We start from the raw sequence: 19,073 nt of genomic DNA on the forward strand, positions 1-19,073 counted from the left end.
GGGAAAATGCTGGTAGGGAAGCAACCCTATCAGCATTTTTCTTTTCCGATTCGAGCATACTAAACGTATGATGGAAAGAAAGGAGAATGCATTATGGAAAAAGAGCGTTACATACAGTCTGATGCCGATGAAAATCAGGAAACAAAAACAGAGCAAACGACAGCGGCGATTCAACAGTTAGGGCAAACGAACATTCCGCAAATGACGCTGGATACGAACATTCATTGTTTGACGATTGTCGGGCAAATTGAAGGCCATATTCAGCTGCCTCCACAAAACAAAGCGACGAAATACGAACATGTCATTCCGCAAATTGTAGCGATCGAACAAAATCAAAATATTGAAGGGCTGCTCGTGATTTTAAATACGGTGGGCGGAGATGTGGAAGCAGGGTTGGCGATTGCGGAAATGCTGGCCTCCTTGTCCAAACCGACCGTTTCGATCGTGCTAGGGGGCGGCCACTCGATCGGCGTGCCGATTGCCGTGTCTTGCGACTATTCGTTCATTACCGAAACAGCAACGATGACGATCCATCCAATTCGTCTGACAGGGCTCGTGATCGGCGTTCCGCAAACATTTGAGTATTTGGACAAAATGCAGGAACGGGTCGTTCGCTTTGTGACAAAGCATTCGAAAATTAGCGAAGATAAATTTAAGGAACTGATGTTTTCAAAAGGAAATTTGACGCGTGACATCGGCACGAACGTCGTCGGCCCCGATGCGGTCCAATACGGGTTGATTGATGAAGTCGGCGGTGTTTCGCAGGCGATGAACAAATTGCGGGAACTAATTGAAATGAAAAAATCCGGTGAAAGGAAGATGATTCAATGATTTTATACACGATCATGCCGGAGCATTTAATTTTTCCAACGGACGCCTCAGCATATGAAAAGCAAAAGATGGTCTATTATGACGGTATTCCGTTTCTCGTGCAAAAGACAGACACCGATGAATATGAAATTGTGCAAAATTTAAGTACCAACCCGTTTCATTTTTTAGAGTCAAAATATGCGCCTGGGTCGCGATTCCCGATTTCTGCCGCAACATCGTAATGAATTCCATGTCCATTCATGATATAATAAATAAGCAAACGGAAAAAAGCAGCCATTGTTGGCTGCTTTTTTCCAGTCTTCCAATTCGTTCATTGGAGTGAATCGTTGTGGCAAAACGGAAGCGACAGAAAAAAAACAAAAAAACAAAACAGCCGAAAAAGCAATGGAAAGAGGCGTTTCGCTTCGAATTGCTCGGGCTCGCTATGTTAGCGATTTCCATGATTGCAATGGCCCACCTTGGGTTGGTGGGAAAAACGCTTGTGCTTGTGGCGCGCTTTTTCTTTGGTGAATGGTATATGCTGCTGTTGGTAGGCTTGTTTATCTTGTCGTTTTATCTCATTTGGAAGCGCGCTTGGCCTTCGTTTGCTAACCGTATTTTTCTCGGTTCCAATATTATTATTTCCGCGCTTTTGCTTTTAAGCCACGAAAAGCTGTTTGATTTGTTATCGCGCCGGGGGCAATTTGATCCTAGCGTGATCCGGACGACGTGGGAATTGTTTTGGAATGAAGCAAGCGGCAAAACGGCGAGTGCGGACTTAGGCGGGGGAATGGTCGGAGCATTTCTGTTTGCCGTAAGTTATCAACTATTTGATGAACTTGGCACAAAATGGATCTGTTTTTTTCTTTTTCTCATTGGCATCGTCTTTCTGACGGGGAAATCGCTGCGGGAAACACTCGGAAAAGCGGTGATGCTGTTTCTTTCATTTCTGAAGCAGCAATGGCTAGCATTTATTGCCGATATGAAACAGTTTAACCGCCAAAAAAAGGAGCGCAAACGGCGGAAACCAAGCGCAGCGCCCGCAGCGCCGCCTTCTCCACGCAGCGACAGCATCGACGAGGAACTGGCCGCACAGGAAGGGGAAGTTTTCTCGCCGCCGATTATTTCTGATTTTACCTCTGCCCGCTCGAGTGAAACCGAGTATGAACCGCCTGAAGAAAGCAGGGAAAATGTAGAAGAAGATTCTCCACCGCTGGCGTTTTCGGAGATGGAAAATACGGATTATCAGCTGCCGCCGCTTGAACTCCTGCATTTGCCGAAGCAAACCGGTCAGGTGAAGGATCATGCCAATATTTATGCGAATGCGCGCAAGCTGGAAAAAACGTTTCAAAGTTTTGGTGTTAGAGCGAAAGTAACGCAAGTTCACCTTGGCCCGGCGGTGACGAAATATGAAGTATATCCGGATGTTGGAGTGAAAGTAAGTAAAATCGTCAGTTTGAGCGATGACCTTGCGCTTGCTTTAGCGGCGAAGGACATTCGCATTGAAGCTCCGATTCCCGGAAAATCCGCCATTGGCATTGAAGTTCCGAATGAAGAAATTGCCACCGTTTCGCTGCGGGAAGTGTTAGAAGCGATTGATCACTACAAACAGGAAGCGAAGCTGTTAATCCCGTTAGGGCGGGACATTTCCGGCGAAGTTGTGGTCGCAGAGCTGAATAAAATGCCGCATTTATTAATCGCCGGGGCGACCGGCAGCGGCAAAAGCGTATGCATCAACGGGATTGTCATCAGCTTGCTGATGCGGACAAAACCGCACGAAGTAAAACTAATGATGATCGATCCGAAGATGGTAGAATTAAGCGTCTATAATGGTATTCCGCATTTGTTGACGCCGGTCGTGACCGATCCGAAAAAAGCATCGCAAGCGCTGAAAAAAGTAGTGCAAGAAATGGAACGACGCTATGAATTGTTCTCGCACACCGGAACACGCAACATCGAAGGGTATAATGAACATATACAGCGCCATAATCAAGAAGCAAAAGAAAAACAGCCGCTTCTTCCATACATTGTCGTCATTATCGACGAGCTGGCAGATTTGATGATGGTCGCTTCCTCCGATGTGGAAGATTCGATTACACGGCTTGCGCAAATGGCGCGTGCGGCCGGCATTCATTTAATTATCGCTACCCAGCGGCCGTCGGTGGACGTCATTACCGGTGTCATTAAAGCGAATATTCCGTCGAGAATCGCGTTCAGCGTTTCCTCGCAAACGGATTCGCGCACGATTTTGGATATGGGTGGCGCGGAAAAGCTGCTAGGTCGCGGCGATATGCTCTTTTTGCCGATGGGCGCTTCCAAACCGGTGCGCGTCCAAGGAGCGTTTGTTTCCGATCAGGAAGTCGAAGAAGTGGTCGACTTTGTGGTTTCCCAGCAAAAAGCGCAATATTATGAAGAAATGATGGTTAGCGAAGAAAGCAATGATACGGAATTTGACGATGAATTATATGAGGAAGCGGTGCGTCTTGTCGTAGAGATGCAAAGCGCTTCTGTCTCCATGCTGCAGCGGCGTTTTCGCATCGGCTATAACCGTGCGGCCCGTCTCATTGACGCGATGGAAGCGCGCGGGGTTGTCGGCCCATATGAAGGAAGTAAACCACGCGCCGTATTGGTTTCGAAAGAAGATATAAAAAAAACGTCATAGGAAAAGCGGAGAACAGGCGATTTTTGGCCCGTTCTTCGCTAAAAAGTATGTCACATTGAATTTGTTATCAATCATTATTTTCTTTTTTCGACAAAATTTTTATTACCTACCCGTGGTGCTAGATAAAATCAGACAAGCATAAAAATAGCCCTTGCATGAGGATCTCCTTAAAATGAAAGTGCAACCAAACATCAAAAGGAGAAGTTCCCATGCAAGAGCACTTTCATTTTACAACAGATCGTGTCAAACTTCAAAAACAATATGCATCGATTTTGCTTTTTGTATCGGCTCAACTATCGAGTATCCAGATTCATCTTCAACGTCGAAATCGTCATTTGTTGAAACAGAAAGACGAAGTCATCATCACCATCCATGTCCTTGGAAAGTTGTTGGGCTTCACTTCCGAACGGGCTTGGCACCGGTTTGTGATTGGGAATTTGTTTCCCAAGGCCTTGTTCCCTGAGCGTTCTCGGTACAACCGTCGCTGCCGAGCGCTTAGCTTTGCGATCAAGTGGATTCGACACCAGTTGGCCAAGCGCGGGCAACACCATGCGTATGCGGTCGTGGACAGCTTGCCGATCGAGCTGTGTCATTCAGCTCGAATGCATCGCGTCAAACGATTCCGTGGAATTGCCGATATTGGCTATTGTGCTTCCAAAAGGATCACTTTCTATGGGTTGAAACTTCACCTGCAGGTCACCGACCAAGGGCTTCCGATGGGATATGTTGTCACCGAAGCGTCTTGTCACGACCGGGTGGCCGCTGAAACCGTCATGACGCAAATTCCACATCCGTATAACCTCGGTGACAAAGGGTATATCAGCCAAAAGCTGCAAAAGAAGCTGTACGAAGAGCACCGGGTCGCTTTTTGGACGCCCGTTCGAAAAAATCAGCGAATTCGCCAATCGGACGCATGGAAACAGTGGATGAAGCGAAAACGTAAAGTGGTGGAAACCGTGTTTTCGATTTTAGTCGATTCGTATCGGATCACCGAGATTCGAGCGAACTCGGTTTCTGGATTTGAAACGGCGCTGGATGGTATTTTACTGGCTTACTCCCTTGTTGTTCTTGGGCTAGTTGAGTGTTAAAACTCAACTAGCACCACGGGTTATTACCTATTTATTTATAAAAAAAAAAATGATATAGTAATGTCAAAAAGGTTGCATGTCTAATGTCAGAGGTCTGATATCTAAAAATGAAGAAAGCGGAGGATTTTCTGATGTCGATCAAATCAGACAATCGCCATCTATATTTGCAGGTGATTGATCGCATTAAACATGATATCGAAACCGGTGTATATAAAGAAAAACAAAAGCTTCCTTCGGAATTTGAACTGGCAAAGCAGCTCGGCGTCAGCCGCGCTACCTTGCGCGAGGCATTGCGGGTGTTAGAAGAAGAAAACGTTATCATCCGCCGCCATGGCGTCGGGACGTTTGTCAACGCAAGACCGCTGTTTACCTCCGGCATTGAGCAGCTAAGCAGCGTGACCGATATGATTCGACAGGCGGGGCGAAAACCCGGAACTATTTTTTTGTCTTCTTCCGTTCAGCAGCCGACCGAAGATGATGTGCGAAGATTTCAATGTTCGCCGAATGATGACATCTTACTGATCGAACGGGTTCGCACGGCGGACGGGGAGCCTGTCGTCTATTGCATTGATAAAATTTTATGCAAATATTTGCCGAAAGGAATTTCTTATGAGCAAGAGTCGCTATTTGAAAATTTACATCATCAAACCAATCGGGACATCGCTTACGCGGTAGCCCGCATTGAGCCGCTCGGCTATCATGAGAAAGTGTCGCCGATTTTGCAATGTGAGCCGGAAACGGCGCTTCTTGTATTGAAGCAAATGCATTTTGATAAAAACGATGAGCCGATCTTTTATTCGATTAACTATTTTCGCTCCGATAAATTTAGCTTCCATGTCATGCGCAGACGCATCAGCTTTTAAGGAGGTGAAACCAATACATAGAAAGGCGAGGATGATTCCATACTAACGAAGAAGAACGACAATTTTTTGATTAGGGGGTAATGGACAATGAAGAAGAGATTTGGAATTGCGCTGTCTCTTATTTTAGCAGCAGGCACTTTACTAGGCGGCTGTGCTGGACAAGGGGGCAATAATGCCGGCAAAAATACGTTTAGCGTCGGGATGGTAACGGACGTCGGCGGTATTGACGACAAATCGTTTAACCAATCGGCTTGGGAAGGTTTGCAAAAATTCGGGAAAGATAACGGCTTGCAAAAAGGCCGCGGTGGTTACGACTATTTGCAATCGTCTAGCGATGAGGATTACGCGACGAACTTAAATAAACTAGTACGAAGCGATTTTGATTTGATTTACGGAATTGGCTTTTTAATGGGAGATGCAGTGAAAGAAGTTGCAAAACAAAACCCGAAAAAACATTTTGCGATTGTCGATACGGTTGTGAATGAACCAAACGTGGCAAGCATTACATTTAAAGAAAATGAAGGTTCGTTCCTTGTCGGCGTCGTTGCTGGTTTAACGACAAAAACGAACAAAATCGGCTTTATCGGTGGGATGGAAATTCCGTTAATTGAGAAGTTTGAAAGCGGATTCCGCGCAGGCGTAAAAGCTGTTAATCCAAAAGCAACAGTAGAAGTGCAATATGCCGGCGCCTTTGACCAAGCGGATAAAGGAAAAGCGATCGCTTCTAGCATGTATGCTTCCGGCATCGATGTCATTTACCATGCCGCTGGGGCAACAGGAACCGGTGTGTTCTCGGAAGCGAAAGATTTGAAAAAGAAAGATCCGAACCGTGAAATTTGGGTCATCGGTGTCGATAAAGACCAAGCACCGGAAGGCGTTGTGAAAGTAAACGGAAAAACGTATAACGTTACGTTGACATCGATGGTAAAACGGGTCGATGTTGCCGTTTATGACGTAGCAAAACGGACGAAAAACGGTGACTTCCCTGGTGGCAAAACGCTCGAATACGGGCTTCCGGAAAATGGGGTAGGCATTGCGCCGACACAAGATAACATTAAACCGGAAGTGTTAAAAGCAGTGGATGAATGGAAACAAAAAATTATTAAAGGCGAAATAAAAGTTCCATCGAACCGCAAAGAATATCAACAATTTGAAGCATCGTTAAAAAAATAATTGAATAAAAAGGCTAGTGTGTCCCGCTAGCCTTTTTATCCGCAAAAATCATAAAATGAAAGGCTGCAATGGTTGATTGCATCCTTCCATTTTGTGATTTTACCTTGCTCAAGTAAGGAGTGAATAGGTTGGAATACGTGATTGAGATGTTAAACATCCGCAAAGTGTTTGGCAATTTTGTCGCAAATGACAACATTACATTGCAAGTAAAAAAGGGGGAGATTCATGCGCTCCTTGGTGAAAACGGGGCGGGAAAGTCGACGCTGATGAACGTGCTGTTCGGTTTGTACCAGCCGGATGGCGGAGAGATTCGCGTGAAAGGCCAGAAAGTCAACATTACCGATCCGAACGTGGCCAACGATCTTGGCATCGGCATGGTGCACCAGCATTTTATGCTAGTCGATACGTTTACAGTAACGGAAAACATTATTTTAGGGAGCGAGCCGACAAAAGGCGGAATGATCGATTTAAAGCGGGCAGAAAAGGAAGTGCGCGAGCTGTCGGAACGGTATGGCCTTGCTGTTGACCCGACGGCGAAAATTGCTGATATTTCCGTGGGGATGCAGCAGCGTGTGGAAATTTTAAAAACATTATACCGCGGGGCGGACATTTTAATTTTTGACGAACCTACCGCCGTACTGACGCCGCAGGAAATCCATGAGCTGATACAAATTATGAAGAAGCTCGTAAAAGAAGGAAAATCGATTATTTTAATTACGCATAAATTAAAAGAAATCATGGAAGTGTGCGACCGCGTAACGGTCATTCGGCGCGGAAAAGGAATTGCTACATTAAATGTTTCGGAAACGAACCCAAATGAGCTCGCCGCGTTGATGGTCGGCCGCGAAGTTCAGTTTAAAACAGAAAAGAAACCAGCGCAGCCAGGCAAACCGGTGTTGGAAATTAAAGATTTAGTTGTGAAAGATGCGCGTGGCGTGACGACCGTGAACCATTTAGATTTAACGGTGCACGCCGGAGAAATCGTCGGCATTGCCGGGGTGGACGGCAACGGGCAGACGGAGTTGATCGAGGCGTTGACAGGACTAATTAAGGCGGAATCGGGAACGATTTTGCTCAACGGCCGCGATATTACCAATCTTCCACCGCGGAAAATTATTGAAGCCGGTGTCGGCCATATCCCACAAGACCGTCATAAGCATGGACTTGTTCTCGATTTTCCAATCGGTGAAAATATGGTGCTGCAAACGTATTATCAGCGTCCATATTCGAAGCGCGGCATTTTAAACTTTAAAGCGATTTACGAAAAAGCGCGTCAGCTAATCTCCGAGTTTGACGTGCGCACGCCTGACGAGTATACGAAAGCGCGCGCGCTATCCGGGGGGAACCAGCAAAAAGCGATCATCGGCCGCGAAGTGGATCGCAACCCAGATTTGCTGATTGCTGCGCAGCCAACGCGCGGGTTGGATGTCGGGGCGATTGAATTTATCCATAAGCGCCTCATTGAACAGCGGGATCAAGGCAAGGCAGTGCTGCTTGTTTCTTTTGAATTGGATGAAGTAATGAATGTCAGTGACCGCATTGCCGTGATTTATGAAGGAAAAATTGTCGCCATCGTCAATCCGAAAGAAACGACGGAACAGGAGCTCGGATTGCTAATGGCAGGAAGTAAACGGAAGGAAGCAGGTGTGTCCTCATGAATTTAAGTCGGCTTAATCAATTCCTCGTTCCAGTGCTGGCGGTATTGTTAGGGATGATCGTCGGCTCGATCGTCATGATCGTCAGCGGATATAATCCGATTGCGGGATATTCCGCGTTGATATATGGGGCGTTCGGCGATCCGTATTATATCGGCGAAACGATTCGTCAGACGACGCCTTATATTTTATCAGGACTTGCCGTTGCCTTTGCCTTTCGCACAGGTTTGTTTAACATCGGTGTCGAAGGGCAGCTTATTGTCGGCTGGCTTGCAGCGGTATGGGTCGGCGTATCGTTCGATTTGCCAAAAGTGATCCACTTGCCGCTTGCCATTTTGGCGGCGGCGCTGGCAGGAGCGCTATGGGCGTTAATTCCAGGCATTTTAAAGGCTTATTTAAAAGTACACGAAGTAATCATTACGATTATGATGAACTATATTGCCCTTCATGTTACCAATGCCATTATCCGTTCTGTTTTATCAGATCAAGGGTTTAAATCCAAGCCTGTACGCGAAAGCGCATCGCTTCATTCCGATTTTCTCGATGCTATTACGTACCATTCTACGATGCATTATGGCATTATCATCGCTATTATTGGCGCCGTTATCATGTGGTTTCTTCTCGAAAAAACAACGAAGGGCTTTGAGCTGCGCGCGGTCGGATTTAACCAGCACGCTTCACAATATGCGGGAATGAACGTAAGAACGAATATCATTTTAGCGATGGTCATTTCCGGAGCTTTTGCCGGTGTTGCCGGCGCCATGGAGGGACTCGGCACATTCGGTTACATTTCCACGAAAGCAGGATTTACCGGCATCGGATTTGACGGAATTGCGGTGGCGTTGATTGGCGGAAACAATGCTTTCGGCATTTTGCTCTCGGCATTATTATTCGGCGCGCTGAAAGTCGGAGCGCTGGAAATGCCGTCGAGCGCTGGAGTGCCAACCGAACTAGTAGATATTATTATCGCACTCATCATTTTCTTTGTCGCATCTAGTTACATCATTCGCTTATTATTATCTCGTTTGCAAAAGGGGGCGGAATAAGTGAGCATTTATGAAATTCTGCAAATCATCATTCCATCCGCGATTTTCTTTGCTGCTCCCCTAATTTTTACAGCGCTTGGCGGCGTATTTAGTGAACGTTCCGGCGTTGTAAATATCGGTTTAGAAGGGTTAATGACGATCGGCGCGTTCGTTAGCATTGTTTTTAACTTAACGTTTGCCGATCGATTTGGGGCGTTTACTCCATGGCTCGCCCTGCTGGCTGCGGTGATTGCCGGTGCGATTTTCTCCTTGCTTCACGCCGTTGCCTCGATCACTTTTCGTGCTGACCAAGTCGTCAGCGGCGTGGCGATCAACTTTTTGGCGCTTGGCTTAACGCTCTTTTTGGTCAAACAAATGTATGGAAAAGGGCAAACCGATCAAATCCAAGTTGGATTTGATAAAATTGACGTTCCCGTATTAAGCCATATTCCGATTATCGGGCCGCTCTTTTTCTCAAATGCGTATATTCCGTCGTATTTGGCGATTATTTTGGCGTTTGTCGCCTGGTATGTCATTTACAAAACGCCATTTGGCCTTCGTCTTCGCGCCGTCGGTGAACATCCGATGGCAGCGGATACGATGGGGATTAATGTGGCGAAAATGCGCTATATTGCCGTGATGATTAGTGGAGCGTTAGGCGGCCTTGGCGGAGGGGTGTATGCAACGATTATTTCGCGCGATTTCAGCCATGCCACCATTTCCGGACACGGTTTTATGGCACTGGCAGCGATGATTTTCGGAAAGTGGCATCCGATCGGCGCGATGGGAGCGGCGCTGTTTTTTGGGTTTGCGCAAAGCTTAAGCATTGTCGGTCAGACGATTCCGTTTTTAAAAAATGTCCCGACCGTTTATTTGCTCATCGCTCCATACGTATTGACCATTTTAGCGCTGGCCGGTTTTATCGGGCGCGCGGAAGCACCGAAAGCCATAGGCACGCCTTATATTAAAGGAAAACGCTAAAGGCTGTACCGGCAAGTATACGAAAAGAACCCGTTCGAATTCGGCGGGTTCTTTTTGCTTTTATTTGCATTTTTTCTTTTAAGAAAGGTATATTGTTGATAAGGCGAACACAACAATAAAATTATCGAGAAGATTCATGTAAAAGGAGGAATTTGATTGGTCAATGAAAAAATAACAACAGTCCAACAGATTAACGTTCATACGATTCCGACCAAAAAATATAAAACGAATACGCTTGTATGGAAAATGAAAGCGCCGCTCGCAAAGGAAACGGTTACGTTGCGCGCCCTTTTACCTTATGTGCTGCAAAGCGGCACGACGGAGCATCCAAGTGCAAAGGAGTTGCGGACATATTTAGATGAATTGTATGGAGCGACATTAAACGTCGATTTATCGAAAAAAGGGGAAAACCATATTATTACGATTCGCATTGACGTGGCGAATGAAGTATTTTTGCAAGAGAAAACACCCCTTCTAGAGAAGGCGCTTCAATTGTTAGCGGATATTGTTCTTCGCCCCGCCTTGGAGAACGGTCGATTTGTCAGTGAGATTGTCGACCAAGAAAAGCGGGCGCTAAAGCAGCGCATTCAAGCCGTTTATGACGATAAAATGCGTTATGCCAACTTGCGGCTCATTCAAGAAATGTGCAAGGAAGAACCATACGCTTTACACATAAATGGCGAGCTTGAGGACGTCGATGGGATTACCGCGGAGCAGCTGTTTCAATATTATCAAAAAACGCTTTCCGAAGATGAAATCGATTTATACGTCATTGGCGATGTGCAGGAAGAAACAGTGTTGCAAGCGGTGATATCCCATTTTTCCATGCCAACCCGCACAACCCGCCCGTCAGGCGGAACAAAAGTGGCACATAAAGCGCCGGAGAAAGTGAACGAAGTGATAGAAAAACAAGATATCAAACAAGGAAAATTAAATATCGGCTATCGCACGAACGTCACTTACGATGATGATGACTATTATGCCCTGCAAATGTTTAACGGCATTTTCGGCGGTTTCTCCCATTCCAAATTGTTTATCAACGTTCGTGAAAAAGCGAGTTTAGCGTATTATGCCGCTTCGCGTTTGGAAAGCCATAAAGGGTTATTGATGGTGATGTCGGGCATTGAGCCGTCGAATTACGAAAAAGCGCGGCAAATTATCGAAAAGCAAATGGAAGCGATGAAAAATGGAGATTTTACCGAGGAAGAAATCGAGCAAACGAAAGCGGTCATTCGCAATCAACTGTTAGAAACGATCGATACTCCGCGCGGACTAGTGGAAGTGCTTTATCATAACGTCGTTTCTGAGCGAAAACGACCTTTCGAAGAATGGCTCTCGGGCACCGATCGCGTAACTCGTGAAGATATCGTGCGCGTGGCAAGCAAGGTCGAACTTGATACGATTTACTTCCTGACTGGAATGGAGGGAGCGGAATAATAATGGAAAAAATGGTATACGAACAGCTGCAGGAACAGCTGTTTTATGAAAAAATGGAAAATGGTTTGGATGTATATATTTTACCGAAAAAAGGATTTAATAAAACGTATGCTACGTTTACGACCAACTACGGATCGGTCGACAATCAATTCGTTCCGCTTGGCAAAACAGAGATGAAACGGGTTCCCGATGGCATTGCCCACTTTTTAGAGCATAAACTGTTTGAAAAAGAAGACGGCGACGTGTTCCAGCAGTTCAGCAAACAAGGGGCATCGGCGAACGCATTTACGTCCTTTACGCGCACCGCTTATCTATTTTCTAGTACAGCTAATGTCGAAAAAAATTTAGAAACGCTCCTTGATTTTGTGCAAAGCCCTTACTTTTCCGACAAAACGGTGGAAAAAGAAAAGGGAATTATCGGCCAGGAAATTCGCATGTATGATGATAATCCTGACTGGCGCGTTTACTTTGGCGCCATTGAAAGCATGTATCACAACCATCCAGTCAAAATTGATATTGCCGGCACCGTGGAATCGATTGCCCATATTACAAAAGAATTATTGTATGAATGTTATGAAACGTTTTACCATCCGAGCAATATGCTGCTTTTTGTCGTCGGACCGGTCGATGAGCAAAAAATAATGCAGCAAATTCGCGACAATCAAGCGAAAAAATCGTTCCCGAAAGCGCGGGAAGTCGAGCGGTTTGTATATAAGGAGCCAAGCGAAATTGCTGAGAAAAAGAAAGTCATCCCGATGCACGTGCAAACAAACAAATGTTTTGTCGCAATTAAAGATCCATCCGTTCCTCCAGACGGCGAAGAAAAATTAGTTCATGAGCTGGCATTCAATGTTTTGCTCGACTATTTGTTCGGCAAAAGTTCGCCGCATTATGAACGATTATACCGGCTTGGCCTCATTGATGAAACATTTATGTATGATTATACCGAAGAGCGTGAATTTGGCTTCGCCATGGTCGGCGGCGACACAAGCGATGCCGACCGGTTGAGCGAAGAAGTGAAGCAAATTTTGCTTTCCTTTTCCATTGATACTGTGAAAAATGAGGAACTAGAGCGAGTGAAAAAGAAAAAAATCGGCGCTTTTTTGCGCTCACTAAATTCTCCAGAATATATCGCCAACCAGTTTACTCGCTACGCGTTTAATGGGGTCAGTTTGTTCGATGTTGTTCCAGCGTTGCAGTCATTAACGATGGAACAAATTGGTGACATTGCAAAGCAGTGTTTTCATGAATCGCAAATCGCTATCTGCCAAGTAGTTCCAAAAGAGAAAAAGTAGCATCCTTCCATCTGGAGGATGCTTTTTTAGGGGGATCGTGATGAAATACGCGTTAATTACCGGGGCAAGCGGCGGAATCGGGACAAGTATTGCCCGCCAGCTCGCTGCCGACGGATACGGGCTTTTATTGCATTACAACCGCCGCCGGGAGCCAATCGAAATGCTGGAAAAGGAACTGGCAACCACGCACGTAGTGCCGATTCAGGCAGACCTCGCAACGGCGGATGGGGTAAATGTGCTTCTGTCACAAATAAATCGTCCGGTCGATGTCATCGTTTATAATAGTGGAAGCAGCTATTACGGCCTTATTACGGATATGAGCGACGAGCTTGTACAAAGCATGGTGCAGCTTCATGTGACAAGTCCGATTTTATTAACGAAAAAACTGCTTCCGGAAATGATTTCAAAAAAGAGAGGCAATATCGTCATCGTTTCTTCCATTTGGGGATTAACAGGAGCTGCATGCGAAGTCGTTTATTCGATGGTCAAAGGCGGACAAAACGCGTTTGTGAAGGCGCTTGCGAAAGAATTAGCTCCGAGCGGCATTCGCGTCAATGCCGTCGCTCCTGGAGCGATTGATACGGATATGTTGAGCATATTTTCGAAGGAGGATTTACAGGCGATTGCGGATGATATTCCAATCGGACGTCTTGGCACGGCCGTTGAGGTCGCCAAAACTGTCTCCTTTTTAATTTCCGATGCTGCTTCTTACATAACCGGACAAATTATTTCCGTCAACGGCGGCTGGTACTGTTAAGTATATTTTACGAAAAGGTAGACAAACTATTCTTGAAACGAAAATGAAGGAGGGTACACATATGTCTGTACTAGATAATTTTGAACAATGGAAAGACTTTTTAGCAGAGCGCCTTCAACAAGCGCAGCAGCAAGGATTAAGCCAACAAGTGATCTCGGACGTCGCTTATCAAATCGGAGACTACCTAGCGGAACAAGTGGATCCGAAAAACCCAGAAGAACGGCTGCTCGCTGACCTTTGGAGCGTTGCTGACGAACAAGAGCAGCATGCCATCGCGAACATGATGGTAAAGTTAGTACAGCGAGAATCATAACAAAAATAATGAACGAGAGAGGGGGTCCCCTCTCTTTTTTTATTCCCGTCCCTTTTCGGTTGCTTTTCTATCGGATATTATAGTAGTATGAACTTATCATAGATAGTTTGTGCGGGCATTGCGAGTGAGGGAGGAGACGGGATGGGAAAGCAAGAGTGGTATTTAGAGTACGAAATACATATTAACCGTCCGGGGCTATTAGGGGATGTTGCTTCCTTATTAGGGATGCTGTCGATCAATATCGTGACGATTAACGGTGTGCGCGATTCGCGTCGCGGCATGTTGTTGCTTTGCGATAATAATGAACAAATTGAACGGCTCTCTACCATTTTGCAAACGATGGATAATATTACCGTAACGAAACTGCGCCAGCCGAAACTGCTTGACCGCCTTGCCGTCCGCCACGGCCGTTACATTCAGCGGGATGCCGATGACAAAAAAACGTTCCGCTTTGTCCGTGACGAGCTCGGATTGCTTGTCGATTTTATGGCCGAAATTTTTAAAGAGAAAGGCCATAAGCTAATCGGCATCCGTGGCATGCCGCGCGTCGGCAAAACGGAGTCGATCGTGGCGGCTAGCGTTTGCGCCAATAAGCGCTGGCTTTTCGTCTCATCGACGCTCATTAAACAGACGGTGCGCAGCCAGCTGATCGAAGACGAATATAGCGAAGACAATATTTTTATTATTGACGGCATTGTGTCCACCCGGCGGGCGAATGAACGGCATTGGCAGCTGATTCGCGAGCTGATGCGTTTGGAGGCGACGAAAGTAGTGGAGCACCCGGATATTTTTGTCCGCCATACCGAATATACGCTAGATGACTTTGACTATATTATTGAGCTGCGCCATGATCCAAATGAAGAGATTACGTACGATGTCATTGATCAGCCATCGCTGCTTGGAAACGATGGTTTTTCGGAATTTGATTTTTAATTTTTAACCAAAAAATGGAAGGTGTTTGTCGTTGACGGAATTAGGTAAACGTTTAAAGGAAGCGCGAGAGGCAAAAAACATTAGTTTGGACGAGCTGCAAAATATGACAAAAATTCAAAAACGCTATTTGATCGGCATTGAAGAAGGAAACTATGCGATTATGCCGGGAAATTTCTATGTGCGGGCGTTTATTAAACAATACGCTGAGGCAGTCGGACTCGATCCGGAACAAATATTTGAGGAGTACAAACAAGACATTCCACAATCCTATCAAGAAGAGACTCCTCAACCGCTATCGCGGGTGAAAACGCGGCAGCAGCTCTCACCGGAAAACACGAAATGGCTTGATTTGCTTCCAAAGCTGCTTATCGCCGCCGTCGTCGTCGGCATTGCCGTCATCATTTGGCTGCTGCTGCAGCATAACACGGCAAGCAAGCCGGAAAGCCAAGTGAAAAGAGAAACAACCACAGAGGTAGAAAGTTCGAAGAATTCGCCGCTTGAGAAAGCGAAAGAAAAAGCGAAAAAACAGGCGAGCCAAAACAACCAAGAAAAAGCCGACCAACAAACAAAAGAAGCGCCTGCACCGAAAGCAACGCTTAACGTCGTAGAAAAACACGGTAACTTATCGACGATTGAGGTAAGCAATACCAATCAATTTGTCATTGAGCTGACGTCGAAAGGAAATTCTTGGGTAGAAGTATACAATACAAAAGGCCATTCTTTCTTTAAAGGAAGTTTAACAAATGGACAAACACAAACATTTGATTTGTCCGCGGAAACAGAAGTATTTGTGAAAATTGGAAGAACGCTCGATGTAGACATAAAAGTAAACGGGCAGCCTTTTACTTATCCAATCAATCCAAAAGACGAAGTATTTCAAAAGCTGAAGTTTATCTTTAAAAAATCATGATGCTTACACGTTGACTAGCGGAGGTATTTAGAGTGAATCTGCCTAATAAAATAACAGTAGCGCGAATGATGCTCATACCGTTATTTTTAATTGTCATGCTCGTTCCGTTCGGGTGGGGCAGCGTGAAAATCGGTGCGGTCACGCTGCCGATTTCCCATTTGCTCGGGGCCTTGATTTTCATTATTGCTTCGATGACCGATTGGATTGACGGCTACTATGCCCGTAAATATCAACTTGTCACCAATTTAGGAAAATTTTTGGACCCGCTTGCGGATAAACTGCTCGTTTCGGCAGCGCTTATTGTGCTTGTCGATCTTCATTATGCGCCTTCATGGATGGTGATTGTCATCATTAGCCGCGAGTTTGCCGTCACAGGATTGCGGCTTGTGCTGGCCGGCGAGGGGGAAGTAATGGCTGCCAACATGCTCGGCAAAATTAAAACGTGGACGCAAATTGTCGCGATTTCCGCGCTTCTTTTACATAACTTTCCGTTTTCGCTTTTATCGTTTCCGTTTGCTGATTTAGCGTTGTGGGTGGCCGTCATTTTTACGATATGGTCCGGCTGGGATTATTTTGCTAAAAATAAACATGCTTTTTTACATTCAAAATAGAAATACACGTGCAGTCTAAAAGGGGGCGCCTTTATGAACGCGGAGATCATCGCGGTTGGCTCTGAGCTATTGCTTGGCCAAATTGTCAATACCAATGCCCAGTTTTTGTCGCAGCAGCTTGCGACGCTTGGCATTAACGTTTATTTCCATACCGTTGTCGGCGATAACACCACTAGGCTCGAACAGGCGGTAAAAGTGGCGCAAACAAGGGCCGACTTGATTATTTTTACCGGCGGGCTCGGTCCAACGAAAGACGATTTAACGAAAGAAACGATTGCCCGTTTGCTGCAGCGCGGGCTAGTAACCGATGAAGAAGCGCTTCGCTCGATTGAAGCTTATTTTGCCCGCACAAACCGAGTCATGACCGAAAATAATAAAAAGCAGGCATTAGTGCTGCAAGGCTCGACGGTATTAAAAAATGAGCATGGCATGGCGCCGGGAATGGCGCTTACGGTTGATTCGATTACGTATATGCTTCTGCCCGGACCGCCAAAAGAAATGCAGCCGATGTTTTTAAAATACGGCCGCGCTTTTTTGCTAGAGAAGTTTAGACATCAGGAGCGCATTGAATCGCGTGTATTGCGCTTTTTTGGCATCGGCGAGTCAGAGTTGGAAACAAGAATTGAAGACTTGATTGACCAGCAGTCCAACCCGACGATTGCCCCGCTTGCCGGCGACGGAGAGGTAACATTGCGCTTGACTGCGAAGCACCGCTCGGAGGCAGAGGCAAAAAAACTGCTCGACGAGATGGAAAAGAAAATTGTAGAACGCGTCGGCGCCTATCTTTATGGCTATAATGAGGAAACATTATTTGAAAAGGTGATTCAGACGCTAAAAGCGCAAAAGAAAACGGTAGCAGCGGCTGAAAGCTTGACGGGCGGGCTTTTCCTAGAGCAATTGACAGCTGTCCCCGGTGCTTCCCAAGCGGTTCGCGGCGGCGTTGTCTGCTATACGAATGATGTAAAAGAAAAAGTGCTTGGCGTTCCCCATGCGGTTTTAACAGCCGACGGCGCGGTAAGCGAACAGTGCGCGCGCCTGTTGGCGGAAAATGTCCGCACGCTCTGCCAGGCGGATATCGGAATCAGCTTTACCGGTGTAGCGGGACCAGACCCGCTGGAAGGAAAGCCGGTCGGCACCGTATATATCGGCGTTTCTACGTCTGAACACGGCACCAATGTCTATCCACTCACCTTATCCGGCCAGCGCGACGCGATTCGCGCTCGCACCGCAAAGTATGGCTGCTCCTTCCTATTGAAAGCATTGACGGCTACCGCTGAAGTGTAGCCGTCTTTCCTCGCGTTATTCCCTGCTTTTTCGCCCTCTTCTAATGGAGATTGTTTCTATTTTCACCACAAGAAAACGAATGAACGTTCGATTTTTTGCTTGGCAACAGACGTAAAAAACGGTATAGTATAAGTAGTTGAGAAAAAAGGAGGAGTTTGTTGGTGAATCAAGACCGTCAAGCCGCCTTGGAGCAGGCGTTGAAACAAATTGAAAAACAGTTTGGCAAAGGCTCGATTATGAGACTCGGTGAACAAACAGATCGCAAAATTTCCACTGTATCCAGTGGATCGCTGGCGCTTGATATCGCTTTAGGAGTGGGCGGCTATCCACGCGGGCGTATTGTTGAAATATATGGACCTGAATCTTCCGGGAAAACGACCGTTGCCCTTCATGCGATTGCCGAAGTGCAGAAGCAAGGGGGACAAGCGGCGTTTATTGACGCGGAGCATGCGCTTGATCCGATTTACGCGCAAAAATTAGGCGTCAATATCGATGAGTTGCTGCTTTCTCAGCCGGACACGGGCGAGCAGGCGCTCGAAATCGCTGAAGCGTTAGTAAGAAGCGGTGCGGTCGATATTATCGTGATTGACTCCGTTGCGGCGCTGGTGCCAAAAGCGGAAATTGAAGGAGAAATGGGGGACGCCCACGTCGGTTTGCAGGCGCGCTTGATGTCGCAAGCGCTGCGTAAATTATCAGGGGCGATTAATAAGTCGAAGGCGATCGCTATTTTCATCAACCAAATTCGTGAAAAAGTCGGAGTCATGTTTGGCAATCCGGAGACAACGCCGGGCGGCCGCGCGTTAAAATTTTACGCTTCCGTCCGCCTCGAAGTGCGCCGTGCTGAGCAAATCAAGCAAGGCAATGATATGGTTGGAAATAAAACAAAAATTAAAGTTGTGAAAAATAAAGTAGCTCCGCCATTTAAAACAGCGGACGTAGATATTATGTACGGAGAAGGAATTTCCCGTGAAGGCGAGATCATTGACATGGCGTCCGAACTTGATATCGTGCAAAAAAGCGGTTCGTGGTATTCCTATAAAGATGAGCGCCTCGGTCAAGGACGGGAAAATGCGAAACAATTTTTAAAAGAAAACCCGCATATTGCCGAAGAAATTGCTCAAGAAATCCGTAAACATTACGGAATTGAATCATCTTCTTACATCAGTGACTCCGGCGCATCGCAGCAAGATGAGTTCGACCTTTTAGAAGATTAAATGAGGGAGGAACGCGGTTTCCTCTCTTTTTTTATATTTCCATTTATGAAGGCATGAGATTC

At 46.2% G+C, this 19,073-nt stretch carries 18 protein-coding genes; all 18 read left to right on the forward strand.

The annotated features are described in order from the left end of the window. Positions 1-93: 93 nt before the first annotated feature. Positions 94-831, forward strand: coding sequence for a ClpP family protease (locus tag BDD39_RS04330; protein ID WP_166908460.1), 738 nt, complete (start codon positions 94-96; stop codon positions 829-831). Further along, positions 828-1,052 carry a YlzJ-like family protein gene (locus BDD39_RS04335; protein WP_166908462.1) on the forward strand — a complete coding sequence of 75 codons (225 nt, stop codon included), beginning with the start codon at positions 828-830 and terminating at the stop codon, positions 1,050-1,052. The genes BDD39_RS04330 and BDD39_RS04335 overlap by 4 nt, the downstream gene beginning before the upstream one ends. A 107-nt stretch (positions 1,053-1,159) precedes the next feature. Then, complete coding sequence (locus BDD39_RS04340; RefSeq protein ID WP_166908464.1) at positions 1,160-3,472, forward strand: DNA translocase FtsK; 2,313 nt, start codon at positions 1,160-1,162, stop codon at positions 3,470-3,472. A gap of 209 nt (positions 3,473-3,681) precedes the next feature. Further along, positions 3,682-4,560, forward strand: a complete 879-nt coding sequence (locus BDD39_RS04345) for an IS982 family transposase (protein ID WP_166907142.1) — start codon at positions 3,682-3,684, stop codon at positions 4,558-4,560. A 131-nt stretch (positions 4,561-4,691) separates the two neighbouring features. Next, positions 4,692-5,423: a GntR family transcriptional regulator gene (locus BDD39_RS04350; protein ID WP_166908466.1), complete on the forward strand. Its 732-nt coding sequence runs from the start codon at positions 4,692-4,694 to the stop codon at positions 5,421-5,423. 87 nt (positions 5,424-5,510) lie between these two features. After that, a complete protein-coding gene (locus BDD39_RS04355) occupies positions 5,511-6,596 on the forward strand; it encodes a BMP family lipoprotein (protein WP_166908468.1) in 1,086 nt (361 codons plus the stop codon). A 128-nt stretch (positions 6,597-6,724) separates the two neighbouring features. Then, positions 6,725-8,254, forward strand: a complete 1,530-nt coding sequence (locus tag BDD39_RS04360; RefSeq protein WP_166908470.1) for an ABC transporter ATP-binding protein — start codon at positions 6,725-6,727, stop codon at positions 8,252-8,254. Continuing rightward, on the forward strand, positions 8,251-9,297 hold the full coding sequence (locus BDD39_RS04365) for an ABC transporter permease (RefSeq protein ID WP_166908472.1): 1,047 nt from the start codon (positions 8,251-8,253) through the stop codon (positions 9,295-9,297). The genes BDD39_RS04360 and BDD39_RS04365 overlap by 4 nt, the downstream gene beginning before the upstream one ends. Continuing rightward, positions 9,298-10,257: an ABC transporter permease subunit gene (locus BDD39_RS04370; RefSeq protein ID WP_166908474.1), complete on the forward strand. Its 960-nt coding sequence runs from the start codon at positions 9,298-9,300 to the stop codon at positions 10,255-10,257. It begins immediately after the preceding gene. A 156-nt stretch (positions 10,258-10,413) separates the two neighbouring features. After that, positions 10,414-11,694: an EF-P 5-aminopentanol modification-associated protein YfmF gene (gene yfmF, locus BDD39_RS04375; RefSeq protein WP_166908477.1), complete on the forward strand. Its 1,281-nt coding sequence runs from the start codon at positions 10,414-10,416 to the stop codon at positions 11,692-11,694. A gap of 2 nt (positions 11,695-11,696) precedes the next feature. Continuing rightward, positions 11,697-12,989 carry an EF-P 5-aminopentanol modification-associated protein YfmH gene (gene yfmH, locus BDD39_RS04380; RefSeq protein WP_166908479.1) on the forward strand — a complete coding sequence of 431 codons (1,293 nt, stop codon included), beginning with the start codon at positions 11,697-11,699 and terminating at the stop codon, positions 12,987-12,989. A 40-nt stretch (positions 12,990-13,029) separates the two neighbouring features. Next, positions 13,030-13,746, forward strand: a complete 717-nt coding sequence (gene ymfI, locus BDD39_RS04385; RefSeq protein WP_166908481.1) for an elongation factor P 5-aminopentanone reductase — start codon at positions 13,030-13,032, stop codon at positions 13,744-13,746. A gap of 61 nt (positions 13,747-13,807) precedes the next feature. Continuing rightward, positions 13,808-14,059 carry a DUF3243 domain-containing protein gene (locus BDD39_RS04390; protein ID WP_166908483.1) on the forward strand — a complete coding sequence of 84 codons (252 nt, stop codon included), beginning with the start codon at positions 13,808-13,810 and terminating at the stop codon, positions 14,057-14,059. A 141-nt stretch (positions 14,060-14,200) separates the two neighbouring features. Then, positions 14,201-14,992: a DUF3388 domain-containing protein gene (locus tag BDD39_RS04395; protein ID WP_166908485.1), complete on the forward strand. Its 792-nt coding sequence runs from the start codon at positions 14,201-14,203 to the stop codon at positions 14,990-14,992. Positions 14,993-15,023: 31 nt separating this feature from the next. Beyond that, positions 15,024-15,902: a helix-turn-helix domain-containing protein gene (locus BDD39_RS04400; RefSeq protein WP_166908487.1), complete on the forward strand. Its 879-nt coding sequence runs from the start codon at positions 15,024-15,026 to the stop codon at positions 15,900-15,902. A 32-nt stretch (positions 15,903-15,934) separates the two neighbouring features. Next, positions 15,935-16,513, forward strand: a complete 579-nt coding sequence (gene pgsA, locus BDD39_RS04405; RefSeq protein WP_166908489.1) for a CDP-diacylglycerol--glycerol-3-phosphate 3-phosphatidyltransferase — start codon at positions 15,935-15,937, stop codon at positions 16,511-16,513. A 33-nt stretch (positions 16,514-16,546) separates the two neighbouring features. Further along, complete coding sequence (locus BDD39_RS04410) at positions 16,547-17,797, forward strand: competence/damage-inducible protein A (protein WP_166908491.1); 1,251 nt, start codon at positions 16,547-16,549, stop codon at positions 17,795-17,797. 161 nt (positions 17,798-17,958) lie between these two features. Continuing rightward, positions 17,959-19,011 (forward strand): recombinase RecA, encoded by a 1,053-nt coding sequence (gene recA, locus BDD39_RS04415; RefSeq protein WP_166908493.1) that lies wholly within the window; start codon positions 17,959-17,961, stop codon positions 19,009-19,011. Positions 19,012-19,073 lie beyond the last annotated feature (62 nt).

Source organism: Saccharococcus thermophilus (genome assembly GCF_011761475.1).
Taxonomy (GTDB): domain Bacteria; phylum Bacillota; class Bacilli; order Bacillales; family Anoxybacillaceae; genus Saccharococcus; species Saccharococcus thermophilus.

Bases quoted from the DNA above. Each gene is read 5' to 3' on its own strand.
- BDD39_RS04330 (WP_166908460.1), top strand. From the start codon at position 94: ATGGAAAAAGAGCGTTACATACAGTCTGATGCCGATGAAAATCAGGAA.
- BDD39_RS04335 (WP_166908462.1), top strand. From the start codon at position 828: ATGATTTTATACACGATCATGCCGGAGCATTTAATTTTTCCAACGGAC.
- BDD39_RS04345 (WP_166907142.1), top strand. From the start codon at position 3,682: ATGCAAGAGCACTTTCATTTTACAACAGATCGTGTCAAACTTCAAAAA.
- BDD39_RS04350 (WP_166908466.1), top strand. From the start codon at position 4,692: ATGTCGATCAAATCAGACAATCGCCATCTATATTTGCAGGTGATTGAT.
- BDD39_RS04355 (WP_166908468.1), top strand. From the start codon at position 5,511: ATGAAGAAGAGATTTGGAATTGCGCTGTCTCTTATTTTAGCAGCAGGC.
- BDD39_RS04365 (WP_166908472.1), top strand. From the start codon at position 8,251: ATGAATTTAAGTCGGCTTAATCAATTCCTCGTTCCAGTGCTGGCGGTA.
- yfmH (WP_166908479.1), top strand. From the start codon at position 11,697: ATGGAAAAAATGGTATACGAACAGCTGCAGGAACAGCTGTTTTATGAA.
- ymfI (WP_166908481.1), top strand. From the start codon at position 13,030: ATGAAATACGCGTTAATTACCGGGGCAAGCGGCGGAATCGGGACAAGT.
- BDD39_RS04390 (WP_166908483.1), top strand. From the start codon at position 13,808: ATGTCTGTACTAGATAATTTTGAACAATGGAAAGACTTTTTAGCAGAG.
- BDD39_RS04395 (WP_166908485.1), top strand. From the start codon at position 14,201: ATGGGAAAGCAAGAGTGGTATTTAGAGTACGAAATACATATTAACCGT.
- BDD39_RS04410 (WP_166908491.1), top strand. From the start codon at position 16,547: ATGAACGCGGAGATCATCGCGGTTGGCTCTGAGCTATTGCTTGGCCAA.